Raw genomic sequence first — 11920 nt, 5'->3', positions numbered from 1 at the left:
ATCAGGACCCGGGCAAGGCGCTGAACCCGTCGCTGCGCATCGGCCGCCAGCTGACCGAGATCTTCGAGCTCGCCGGCATCACCGGACAGGCGGCCACCGACAAGGCGACCGCCATGCTGAACCGGGTTCGCATCTCCGATCCGGTCAGCGTCATGCAGCGCTATCCGCACCAGCTTTCGGGCGGCATGCAGCAGCGCGTGGCGATCGCCATGGCGCTGGCCAACGACCCATCGATGCTGATCCTCGACGAGCCGACGACCGGCCTCGACGCCACTGTGGAAGCCGAGGTGCTTGACCTGATCGGGCAGTTGCGGCGCGAACTGTCGGCCTCGATCCTGTTCATCAGCCACAACCTCGCCGTCGTCGCCAACATGTGCGACCGGGTCGGCGTGCTCTATGCCGGCATGCTGGTCGAGGAAGGCTCGACCAAGGACGTCTTCAACGATCCGCGCCATCCCTACACGGTGGCGCTGCTGCGCTGCCTGCCGCGCGGCGGCCAGCGCAAGGACCAGGGCCGGCTCGACACCATCCCCGGTTTCCTGCCCGGCATCGGCGCCACCATCGTCGGCTGCGCCTTCGCCGACCGCTGCGCTTTGGCCACCGAACGCTGCCGTGCCGAGCCGCCGCCGCTCTATGAGGTCGGCGACGGCCGGCTGTCGCGCTGCCACTACCATGACAAGGCGCAGTCGCTGCCGCGCGCGACACCCGCGGAGATTCCCGCTGTCGCACCGAAGCAGGCGCCGCCTGTGCTGCAGGTCGAAGGGCTGAACAAGACCTATGCCAGCCACGGCCGTCCGCTGCGGGCGGTGAAGGACGTCTCGGTCAGCCTCAGGCCCGGCGAGACGCTTGGCCTGGTCGGCGAATCCGGCAGCGGCAAGACGACCTTCGCCAGGCTGCTGCTCGGCCTTGTCCCGCCCGACGAAGGCGGCTCGATCGAGCTTGAGGGCAAAAAGCTGGCGCCACGGCTTGCCATGCGCTCGGAGGATCAGGTCAAGGCGGTGCAGATCGTCTTCCAAAATCCGGACTCCGCGCTCAACCGCTCGCATTCGATCCGGCATATCCTGAGCCGCGCCCTGAAACGGCTGGGCGGGCTCACCGGCAAGAAACTGGACGCGCGCCTCGAAGAGATGGTCCGCTCGGTGCGGCTCACCGACCGGCATCTGGCGGTCAAGCCGCGCCAGCTCTCGGGCGGGCTGAAGCAGCGCGTGGCGATCGCGCGCGCCTTTGCCGGCGATCCGCGCATCGTGGTCTGCGACGAACCGACCTCGGCGCTCGACGTCTCGGTGCAGGCGGCGATCCTCAATCTTCTCGCCGACCTGCAGTCGAGGCAGGATGTCTCCTACATCTTCATCTCGCACGACCTCGGCGTGGTGCGCTATCTCTCCGACAAGATCGCGGTGCTCTATCTCGGCCGCATCATGGAGTTCGGGCCGTCGGTAGCGGTGTTCTCCGGGCCGCATCATCCCTACACCGAAGCGCTGCTGTCGGCGGTTCCAAAGCTCGACCGCAGCGAGAGCTCGCGCATCCGCCTCGACGGCGAGATCCCGAGCGCGGCCAACCCGCCGACGGGCTGCGTCTTCCACACCAGATGCCCGCGCAAGATCGGCGCGATCTGCGAGACGCAGGAGCCGGAGCTTTCCGAGGCCCAGCCCGGGCATACCATCCGATGCCATATCCCTTACGACGAACTGGCAAGGCTGCAAAAGCCGAAGGCCGTGGAGCCGGCGTGATCAGAATGCCGCCGCGCCTAAAGCGCGTCGCGATCTTTCAGATCGCTCCATGCGCTTTAGGTTTTTGATTGACGCATGTCTTTATCCTGAAACCGGCCCCCACTTTCAGGAGACATGCTTTAACATGCTGAAGGCGCGGTCGCTCTCCGCGAAAGCCTGATCGCCGGACAGGTTCCTGGCGAGCGTGCGCAGGCCCGTGAGCGCGAGGTCGAGAGCATCGGAAGAGGCAGGGTTCTCCGGATAGGCAAGGTAGATCGGGCGCTGAAAGACCGGCGTGTCCTCGACGCGTTTCAACTCGCCGCGCTGGATATGAGTGCTGACCGCGCTCAGCGGCAGATAGGCGGCCGCTTTCTGCGACAGCACGTGCTGCAGGCCGATGAAGACCAGCCCGGCCGAGATCGCCGGCTTCACCATTCCGGCAAAGGCGCGGTCGTGCTCGACGCGGAACTCCAGCCCCCAGTCCATCAGGATGTAGTTATTCGTCCACGATCCGAGCTGATCCCTGTGCTGGACGAGAACCACCTGATCAACGGCCAAGGTCTCATAGACGATGCCCGGATGCGGCCTGGGCAGATAGAGGATGCAGATGTCGAGCAGGCCTTCGGCCATCTGGTCGATCGCCAGATCGGGGAAGCTGCCCTCCAGCCTGAGCGCCACATTCGGCCGTTTCGCGCGCATCCAGTCGATCCAGGGCGAGGTGATGCTGTCCCAGAGATAGGCGGGCGCGGTCAGCCTGAGCAGCGTCTCGTAGCCATCGGGAACGGCGATGTCCTGGCGCGATTGCTCCCAGGTGCGGGTGATCGTCGAGGCATGCGGCAGGAACTGCCGGCCGGCCGGCGTCAGCGTGACGCCGTCGCTGTCGCGCACGAACAGTTTTCGCCCCAGCTGTTCCTCCAGGCCGCGAATGCGAGCGCTGACGGTCGACTGGGCGAGGTTCAGCCGATGGGCCGCCACGGTGAAGCTGCCATGCGCCGCGACCTCCAGGAAACTGCGCAGATTCTCCGTGTCCATGGTCCTCTGCCCCTTGAGCTACCGCCATCGAAATCTTCGATGGCCTCAATCAGAAAATATCGCTTTCCGGTCGCGGTCAACAATGGCCTAAATGCCAAAGCCCCCGCGACAAAACAAGGTATGCCGCCATGCCGAAGCATTTCAGGACGATCGACGCCGCTCGCAAAACCCTCAGCGCAATCGAAAATTCCGCTATCGACGAATTGCTCGCCGGCAGGATCGGCCGGCGCGAATTCCTTCGCCATGGCAGCGTGCTCGGGCTGTCGCTGCCCTTCCTCGGCGGCATCGCTTCGGCGGTCGGTCTCGGCGCTCCGCAGGCGCGGGCCGAGGGCAAGCCGGGCGGCACGGTGCGCGCCGGCATCGCCGTGCCCGGCGGCGCCATCGATCCGGTGACTTTCTACGACAGCGGCAGCTACCAGCTCGCCTTCCAGACGTCCGAGTTCCTGTGCGTGACGCAGCCCGACCTGACGCTGAAGCCGGTTCTGGCCGAAAGCTGGTCGCCCAATGCCGACGGCAGCGTGTGGACCTTCAAGCTGCGCAAGGGCGTGAAATTCCACAATGGCGAGGATTTCAAGGCCGACGACGTCGTGGCGACCTTCGATCGCCTTGCCGATCCGAACGGCCCCTCCAACGCTCTCTCGGTGTTCAAGGGCCTGCTGTCGAAGGGCGGCACGCGCAAGGTCGACGACCACACGGTCGAATTCCATCTCGACGCGCCGAACGGCAGTTTCCCCTATTCGGTGTCGATCGACAATTACAACGCCGTCATCCTGCCGGCGAGCTACAAGGGCGACTACGAGAAGACCTTCGAAGGCACCGGTCCGTTCCGGCTAGAAAGCTACACGCCGAAGGTCGGCGCGACGTTCGTGCGTAATGCCGACTATTGGGGCGAGAAGGCGCTGCCCGACCGGCTGGAATTCAAGTTCTATGGCGATGTGCAGCCGCGGATTCTCGCGCTGCAGGCAGGCGAGGTCGACGTGCTCGACGCCATCCCGCTCGACGTCAGCCAGGTGGTGCTCGGCAACCCCGACATAACGGTGCTGCGCGTGGCGTCCACCGCGCATCGCCAGCTGCATATGCGCTGCGACATGGCGCCCTTCATCGACAAGCGCGTGCGCCAGGCGCTGGCCTTGTGCATCGACCGCTCCAAGCTGGTCGACGGACTTTGCCGCGGCATGGCGGCGACCGGCAATGACAGCCCGTTCGCGCCGGCTTTCCCGGTCACCGACAAATCGATTGCCCAGCGCACGCAGGACATCGCCAAGGCCAAGCAGCTGATGGAAGCGGCCGGCCTTGGCAGCGGCTTCGACATGACGCTGACGACGCTGCGCTATTCCGACATCCCCGGTTACGCGCAGCTGTTCCAGAACTTCGCCAAGGAGATCGGCGCGCGCATTGCGCTCAACATCGAGGATCAGGACAAATATTACGGCAAGGCGGTGTTCGGACAGTCGGACTGGCTGGACAGCCCGCTCGGCATCACCGACTACGCGCATCGCAGCGTGCCGAACGTGTTCCTGAAGAGCCCGCTGGTCAGCGACGGGTCGTGGAACGCGGCGCATTTCAAGAACGCGACCTATGACGGGCTGGTCACCGGCTACCTCAAGGCGCTCGACCTCGACGCCCAGCGCAAGGCCGCTTCCGACATCCAGAAGCTGCTGCTCGATGAGACGCCGGTGATCTTCAGCTATTTCCCGGACCTGCTGGTACCCGTGCGCAAGACTGTCAGCGGCGTGCCGCCGATCGCCGCCGGCCTGCTGCTCGATCGCGTATCGGTGGCGTCATGACCGTGACCGCGCGAAAGAACCCGGCAGCAAACGACGAGAAGAGGACGACGACCATTCGCAAGCCCCATCTGCGCGGCCGCGGGCCGCATTTCCCGATCCTCGACGGCATCGTGCAGTACGAGTTCGAACCGGGCTATGTCTCCTTCACCATGCCCTCGCCCAAGCGGATCAGGGTGCAGGTCGGGCCGATGATCGTCGCCGACACCACCAAGGCGCTGGTGTTCCAGGAGAGCGACCATCTGCCGGTCTATTACTTCCCGATGAGCGACGTGCGCGAGGAGTTCCTGCTGCCCAGCCGCACGAAGACGGAGGATCCGTTCAAGGGTGTCGCCACGCATTATTCTTTGAACACCGGCATCACGCTGGTCGAGGACGGCGCCTGGCGCTACCTCGATCCCATCAAGGGCTGCCCCCCGATCCAGGACTATATCTCCTTCTACTGGCCGAAGATGACCCACTGGTATGAGGAGGACGAGGAGATCTTCGTCCATGCCCGCGACCCGTTCCGACGGGTCGACTGCCTGCCCTCGTCGCGGCGGGTGCAGGTGATCCTCGACGGCGAGCAGGTGGCCGATTCACGGCGCGGCGTCTTCCTGTTCGAGACCGGACATCCGGTTCGGCACTACCTGCCGATCTCGGACACGCGCCTCGATATGTTTGCGCCCAGCCGCTACATCTCGCGCTGCCCCTACAAGGGCATCTCCAACTACTACCATGTGACGACGCCGAAGAAGCGGCACGAGAACCTGGTCTGGTATTATCCCGAGCCGGTGCATGAGGCCGAGCGCATCAAGGGGCTGGTGTGCTTTCATCACGAGCTGGTCGACAAGATCCTGGTCGACGGCGTGGAGATCCCGAAGGAAGCAACGGCGGCGTCGGACGGCTATTTCTGAACCTCGAGGCCTCCGGCCGGCCAGATGAGGCCGCTTGATCGAGGCGCCATTCAGCGCATACCCTCCCGCAATCAGGGAGGGTGCGATGGATCTTTTCAAACTGGACGGCGGCGTGGCGCTGGTGACGGGCGCCGGCAGCGGCATTGGTCAGGCGATCGCGATCGGGCTTGCCGAGGCCGGCGCCGATGTCGCCTGCTTCGGCCATGCCTCGAACGGCGGACTGGAGCAGACTGCCGACAAGATCAAGGCGCTCGGCCGCAAGGCGCTGGCGCTGGCCGGCAGCGTGACGTCCGAAACCGACCTGACCGCGGCGATCGATCGGGTTGAAGCTGAACTCGGCGCGCTAACGGTTGCCGTCAACAATGCCGGCATTGCCGGATCGGAAGCGGCCGAGACCATGCCGCTGGAAAAATGGCGCAAGGTGCACGAGGTCAATGTCGCAGGTGTGTTTCTGTCCTGCCAGGCCGAGGCGAGCGTCATGCTTCCCCGGCGTGCGGGCTCCATCATCAACATCGCCTCGATGTCGGGCACCATCGTCAACCGCGGGCTGACGCAGGCGCACTACAACTCCTCCAAAGCCGCCGTCATCCACATGTCGAAAAGTCTGGCCATGGAGTGGGCCGATCGCGGCCTGCGCGTCAATGTCGTCAGCCCGGGCTACACGCTGACGCCGATGAACAAGCGGCCGGAGGTCGCGGAGGAGATCAAGATCTTCAAGCGCGACACGCCGATGGGCCGCATGGCCGCGCCGGAGGAAATGGTCGGACCGACCGTGTTCCTGGCCAGCCGTGCGTCAAGCTTCGTGACCGGCCTCGACCTGATCGTCGATGGCGGCTACGTGTGCTGGTAGACCGATGGGGTGTCCCGCTAGACACCCACCTTGCTGATCTGACGGATGCGGGCGGAGGCGCGCCGCGCTACTCCGCCGCCACGCCCTTCACCTCGAGATAGCTCTCCATGGAATCGTCCAGCGCCTGCAGCCAGGGCGTATGATGGACCGGTGCCATGGTGCCGGTCATCAGCGAGCGGTAGGCGTTGTCGCGGAAGGTCATGATGTTTTCCATCTTGTGGTGCTCCCACTCCATGAAGGTGTGGTTGACCGCCTCGACGTCGAAGCCCGGATAGTCGGTCTGGTCCATCAGTTCCTTGGTGTAGTCGCCCTGGAACCAGATCATCTGCTCGGCATCCTCCAGCGTCTCCTCGCGCGCGCGCCACTTGGCGCTGTGCTCGGCCATAGCCTCGGCCGAGGGCAGCTTGATGCGGCCCATGATGACGTCGCGGGCGTACCAGGCCTGTGCGTCGAACATGTTGAAGGTGTAGAATTGGTCCTGCATGCCGATATAGAACAGCTTCGGATTCTTCTCCCAGACGACGCCCTCATAGAGATCCAGCGGCCACATGCGGTTGGCGGTCTTGAGCTTGAGATCGTCGGTGAGGAAGGGGAAGGAGTGCAGATAGCCGGTGCACAGGATGATGGCGTCGACATCCCTGGTGGTGCCGTCCTTGAAATGCGCCGTCTTGCCGACGACCTTCTGCAGCAGGGGCACCTCCTTCCAGTTCTCCGGCCATTTGAAGCCCATCGGCTTGGAACGGTAGCTGGTGGTGATCGATTTGGCGCCGTATTTGTAGCATTGCGAACCGATGTCCTCGGCCGAATAGGAACGGCCGATGATCAGGATGTCCTTGCCCTTGAACTCCACGGCATCGCGGAAATCGTGGCTGTGCAGGATGCGGCCGTTGAAGGTGGAAAAGCCCTCGAAATACGGCACGTTGGGCACGGAGAAATGGCCGGAGGCGACGACGACATTGTCGAACTCTTCCGAATAGGTCACGTCGTTGGTGCGGTCATGCGCGGTGACGGTGAATTTCTTCGTCTCGTCGGAGTAGGTGACCATGCGCACCGGCGTGTTGAACCGCACCCATTTGCGCACCCCGGATTTCTCGACGCGGCCCTTGATATAGTCCCACAGCACGGCGCGCGGCGGATAGGAGGCGATCGGCCGGCCGAAATGTTCCTCGAAAGTGTAGTCAGCGAATTCGAGGCATTCCTTCGGGCCGTTCGACCACAGATAGCGGTACATCGAGCCGTGCACCGGATCGCCATGCTCGTCGAGGCCGGTGCGCCAGGTGTAGTTCCACAGGCCGCCCCAGTCGCTCTGCTTTTCGAAACAGACGATTTCCGGGATCTCGGCGCCCTTGTCGGCGGCCGACTTGAAGGCCCTGAGTTGGGCCAGGCCCGACGGTCCGGCTCCGATGACGGCGACACGAGATTTCATTGCGGGCCTCCTTTTTGATTTCGACTTTTTTCTTGACGCAATTCCGGGCGGAAAACCGTTCGGCACTTTTCCTGGAATTGCTCTCACGAAACAAATTTCACTCACAGTGACAGTAATTGGGTCTTCGGTGCTGTCAACAGGCATCTGAGGGCAAGGGCTTTGCCGCGAACGGATTTCGGCGGAAAACGGAAACCGCCATAAAGAATTGCCGCGACATCCGATGGCTTGCCCTTGCGGTTGCGCTCCTGTATCGCCACCGCATATGTTCACCTAGAGTGAAATAAATCCGCGGATTCGGGGGCGACATGCCGAACAAGACTTCTGACACAAAGCCCGCCGCTGCGGCCGCCAAGGACAAGGTGCCGCCGAAACGCGTTTCGGCCGACGGACGCTCGATCCGCACGCCGCTGACCCAAAACCCGCACGCCATCCGCGACACGCGCGAGAAGGTACTCGAAGTGGCGATCGGCCATGAGGTGCGCGCGTTCCGCAAGAAGCTCGGTATCACCGTCGCCGATCTCGCCGCCGCCACCGACATCTCGCTCGGCATGCTGTCCAAGATCGAGAACGGCATCACCTCGCCATCGCTGACGACGCTTCAGGCGCTGTCGCGGGCGCTGGGCGTTCCGGTGACCGCCTTCTTCCGCCGCTTCGAGGAAGAGCACAGCGCCGTCTTTGTCAAGGCGGGCGAAGGTGTCGATGTCGAGCGGCGCGGCACGCGCGCCGGCCACCAGTACAATCTGCTGGGACATATCGGCGCCAACACCAGCGGCGTCGTGGTCGAGCCTTATCTCATCACGCTGACCGAGAATTCGGATGTGTTCCCGACCTTCCAGCATGCGGGCATGGAGTTCCTCTACATGCTCGAAGGCGAGGTGGTTTACCGGCACGGCAACAATCTCTATCCGATGAAGCCGGGCGACAGTCTGTTCTTCGATGCCGACGCGCCGCACGGACCGGAAGAGCTGACGCAACTGCCGATGCGGTATCTGTCGATCATCTGCTATCCGCAGAACAGTGCGGGGTGACACGTTGTTCCTCGCCCCACGATAGTGGGGAGAGGTGGCTCGGCGAAGCCGAGACGGAGAGGGGAGCGCCCTACGAAGGCCCCTCTCCGTCCGCTTCGCGGACACCTCTCCCCCGCTTTGCGGGGGCGAGGAACCCAAGTCTTCAGTCCGGCCCAAATCCCGGTGACGTCGGGCTGCCATCATCAAGCTTGGACAGCCACTCGACCAGCGTCGGCCGATACCGCGTCAGGCCCTTGTAGGTGGCGAGTTCCTCCGGCAGGTCGCGGATGACGCGGTGCAGGCGGCGGGCCCATTTCGGCTGGGTGACCAGCTCGTCCATCTTGATCAGGTAGCAGCGGATCGGGAAGACGATGGCGTTGGAGCGCGGCAGCCGCCAGAAGCTCTGCAATTCGACCCGCAGATGCACCTTCTGGCCGACATTTTCAGGCGTGACCGTGGCGCGGTCCGGACCCCATTTGTGATAATTCTCGGGGCTGGTGTCGAGGCGCGGATTGATGGTCATCGTCCAGTTGAGGCGCCGCGCCGGCTTGCCCTGCTGGATGTTGGTGAGGAATTTTAGCGCGCGGGTGAAGATGCCATTCTCATGCGCCAGCGGCACCGGCGCATGCCATTCGAAGAAGTTCATGCCGATGTCGAAGTCGAGCGACCAGTCGGCTTGGGTGGTGACCATGCCGGCGTCCATCCACAGATTGCCGTCTCGCTGGTCGAGGATGCAGAAATCGCCCTGGCTCTGGCGGGTGATGTATTCCATCGGCCCATAGGGCAGCGTCGAGGTGTCGCCGAAGGTGAAGGTGTCGTCGATGCCGAGCGGCCGGTTGATCCAGCGCCAGCGATCGCCGTCCCGCTGCAGCGTGAAATGCTCGGGGTAGCCGTGCGCCTGCTGCTCCATCAGAAGCTCGAGCAAGTCCCAGCCGGCCAGCGTCATATGCGGCAGCGACTGGCAGCGCAGCGGATCCTCCGCCAGCACCAAGGCGCGGTCCTGCATCTCGGCGACATAGTGCTCGTCGACGTCGATCAGGTTTTCCAGCACCGAGCCCTTCGGGCCGACGACATGCGGCTCGATGTTGACCGCGTACATGTAGGCGTCTTCGTTGAACGGGAACGGAAAGCGCCTGATGTGCTCCGGGCTGTTCCTGAAGGTGTAGTCGTCGCGAAAGGTTTCCTTGCGAAAGGTGATGCCCATTGACGCCTCCTATCTTTCCAGGACCAGCGACTTGCCCTCGAAGCGCGAGACGCAAGGCATGATCTTGCAGCCGGAACGATGGTCTTCCTCGCTCAGCCAGTGATCGTTGTGGATGAACTTGCCGTCGGAGGAGATCACATTGGTCTCGCATTGGCCGCAGACGCCGCCGCGGCAGAGATAAGGCGGGTCGGCGCCGGCCGCTTCCATGGCTTCCAGCAGGCTCTGCTGCTCGCCGACGCGGATCGTCTTGCCGCTGAGGGCCAAGGTCACGTCGAACGGCGCGCCAGGCTGGGGCGCCGCGAAATGCTCGAAATGCACGGTTTCCGAGGGCCAGCCGAGCGCCGCCGCGCGGTCGCGCACCCAGCTGATCATGCCGGCCGGGCCGCAGACATAGAGATGCGTGCCGAGCGGCTGCGAGGACAGGAGCCGGTCGAGATCGATGCGTTCCTCGCGGTCGTCGTGATAAAGCCGGACCCGGTTGCCGTACCGCTGCCGCAAGACATCGGCATAGGTGCCGAGCGAAGCGGTACGGCAGGTGTAGTGCAATTCGAAATTGCCGCCGGCCGCCGCCAACTGCGAGGTCTGTGCCATGAAGGGCGTGATGCCGATGCCGCCGGCCAGCATCAGGTGTTTCTTAGCCCTCAGATCGAGCGAAAACAAATTGACCGGATAGCTGATCACCATCTCCAGGCCGGGCTTGACCTGCCGGTGCATGAACAGCGAGCCGCCGCGGCCGACATCGTCGCGGCGCACCGAGATCGTGTATTCGCGCGTGTCGAGCGGCGAGCCCATCAGCGAATAGGGATTGAGCCTGGTGCGGTCGCCGTCGCGCATCTCCACCACGACATGGGCGCCGCCGGAGAAAGTCGGCAGCAGGCCGCCGTCGCGGCGGCGGAAATGGAAGCGGGTGACGAGATCGTTGACGGGAACGACGTCGCTGACCACGACATCGAGCTTGGTGGTGCCGGTGCTCATGGGAAGGCCTCCTCCATCGGAGGAATCTCCGAGCGATCCTCGGCGTTGATGCACACGCCCTGGAAGGCGGCGAGGCGCCGCGAATAATGATCGCGCACTAGGAGCAGCAGGCCGCAATGCGAGCAGAGCGCCGGCTGCGTCGTGACGTTCTCGGTGATGCCCTTGCAGTGCACGCATTGCATGCGCCGCGCCAGCGAGCCGCGATGCTCGGTCTGGATGGAGGCGTGGTCCATGCCGGCTTCGAGCGCTGCCTGCATGGCCTGGCCGATCAGGCCCTCGGTGCCGGCAAGATAGAGACGCAATCCCATATGGGCGTTGGTCAGCGTCTGCTTGATACGCGGCAGGAGGCTGGCGAAGGACGGCGCGATGTGGAGCTGCGCCGGCTTCAATGCTTCCAGGGCCGCGATGTGCTTGCCCTCCGAGCCTGGAATGAAGTCGATTTCCGCGCCGTCGAAAAAGCCGGGCGGCGCCTTGCCGGCCATATCCGTGATCGCCAGCGCGCCTTCGGCATCGGCGATGAAGAGGTGATGCTTGCCAGGCTGTGGAGACAGGGTTCCGTAAATGGGCCTGCTGATGATCGTCTTGGCTGCCATTCTTCCTTAGATCAGTTGGAGCATGATCTTTTCCGAAAACCGGTTCCCACGTTTCGGGATCATGCTCTAGTGCCTCGAAACTCCTCCCCGTTGATGATGCCTCAACCCTTGGCGGTCCGCTTGGTCTTCTTCGGATCGTCGAACGGCAAGGGTTGCGCCGTCGCCTTGATCGAGCCGCTTCTGTTGCGGATCTCGAGCTTGGTGTCCTTGACCGCGCAGTCAACGTCAAGGCGGGCGATGCCCATCGATTTCTCGACCAGGGGCGAATACATGGCGCAGGTCACCACGCCGACCTTTTTGCCGTCGCGGTAGACCGGCGCGCCTTCGTCCGCCGGCTCCTTGCCGTCGAGCAGCACGCCATAAATCTTGAAGCGCTCCTTGCCCTTCAGCCGATAATGCTCCTCGGCGCCGCGGAAACCGGTCTTGCCGGGGCTGACGGTGAAG

At 63.9% G+C, this 11920-nt stretch carries 11 protein-coding genes; 5 read left to right on the top strand and 6 right to left on the bottom strand.

Annotated elements, in window-relative coordinates:
• On the top strand, positions 1-1730 hold a 1730-nt coding region (locus tag EOA28_RS10430; protein ID WP_148670681.1), incomplete at its 5' end, for an ABC transporter ATP-binding protein.
• Positions 1731-1835: 105 nt separating this feature from the next.
• Here the strand turns inward: EOA28_RS10430 and EOA28_RS10425 are convergent.
• A complete protein-coding gene (locus tag EOA28_RS10425) occupies positions 1836-2741 on the bottom strand; it encodes a LysR family transcriptional regulator (RefSeq protein WP_127250321.1) in 906 nt (301 codons plus the stop codon).
• A 128-nt stretch (positions 2742-2869) separates the two neighbouring features.
• On the opposite strand from EOA28_RS10425, the gene EOA28_RS10420 reads away from it, so the two are divergent.
• From EOA28_RS10420 to EOA28_RS10410, 3 genes are all read left to right on the top strand, one after another.
• The gene (locus EOA28_RS10420; protein WP_127250320.1) at positions 2870-4528 is read left to right on the top strand and encodes an ABC transporter substrate-binding protein; all 1659 of its coding nucleotides are present in this window, start codon (positions 2870-2872) and stop codon (positions 4526-4528) included.
• Positions 4525-5421 carry a DUF427 domain-containing protein gene (locus tag EOA28_RS10415; protein WP_127250319.1) on the top strand — a complete coding sequence of 299 codons (897 nt, stop codon included), beginning with the start codon at positions 4525-4527 and terminating at the stop codon, positions 5419-5421. The genes EOA28_RS10420 and EOA28_RS10415 overlap by 4 nt, the downstream gene beginning before the upstream one ends.
• Before the next feature lie 85 nt (positions 5422-5506).
• On the top strand, positions 5507-6271 hold the full coding sequence (locus EOA28_RS10410) for an SDR family oxidoreductase (protein ID WP_127250318.1): 765 nt from the start codon (positions 5507-5509) through the stop codon (positions 6269-6271).
• A gap of 67 nt (positions 6272-6338) precedes the next feature.
• On the opposite strand, the gene EOA28_RS10405 is transcribed toward EOA28_RS10410, so the two are convergent.
• Positions 6339-7697, bottom strand: coding sequence for an NAD(P)/FAD-dependent oxidoreductase (locus EOA28_RS10405; protein ID WP_128314875.1), 1359 nt, complete (start codon positions 7695-7697; stop codon positions 6339-6341).
• A 305-nt stretch (positions 7698-8002) separates the two neighbouring features.
• Here EOA28_RS10405 and EOA28_RS10400 point away from each other — a divergent pair, with 305 nt between their 5' ends.
• Complete coding sequence (locus EOA28_RS10400; protein ID WP_127250316.1) at positions 8003-8725, top strand: XRE family transcriptional regulator; 723 nt, start codon at positions 8003-8005, stop codon at positions 8723-8725.
• A 142-nt stretch (positions 8726-8867) separates the two neighbouring features.
• Here EOA28_RS10400 and EOA28_RS10395 read toward each other — a convergent pair whose 3' ends face one another.
• From EOA28_RS10395 to EOA28_RS10380, 4 genes are all read right to left on the bottom strand, one after another.
• Positions 8868-9908, bottom strand: a complete 1041-nt coding sequence (locus tag EOA28_RS10395; protein WP_127250315.1) for a DUF3445 domain-containing protein — start codon at positions 9906-9908, stop codon at positions 8868-8870.
• Between the two features lie 9 nt (positions 9909-9917).
• On the bottom strand, positions 9918-10883 hold the full coding sequence (locus tag EOA28_RS10390; RefSeq protein ID WP_127250314.1) for a PDR/VanB family oxidoreductase: 966 nt from the start codon (positions 10881-10883) through the stop codon (positions 9918-9920).
• Positions 10880-11476 (bottom strand): dimethylamine monooxygenase subunit DmmA family protein, encoded by a 597-nt coding sequence (locus EOA28_RS10385; protein WP_127250313.1) that lies wholly within the window; start codon positions 11474-11476, stop codon positions 10880-10882. The genes EOA28_RS10390 and EOA28_RS10385 overlap by 4 nt, the downstream gene beginning before the upstream one ends.
• A 101-nt stretch (positions 11477-11577) precedes the next feature.
• Positions 11578-11920 (bottom strand): glycine cleavage T C-terminal barrel domain-containing protein (locus tag EOA28_RS10380; protein ID WP_148670680.1); only part of this gene is annotated, 343 nt, incomplete at its 5' end.

Origin of the sequence: Mesorhizobium sp. M2A.F.Ca.ET.067.02.1.1 (genome assembly GCF_004023285.1) — a bacterium.
In the GTDB taxonomy this organism is placed as follows: Bacteria; Pseudomonadota; Alphaproteobacteria; order Rhizobiales; family Rhizobiaceae; genus Mesorhizobium.
Note: the sequence above shows the minus strand (reverse complement) of the source record. Positions and strands in the feature narration are given on the sequence as shown.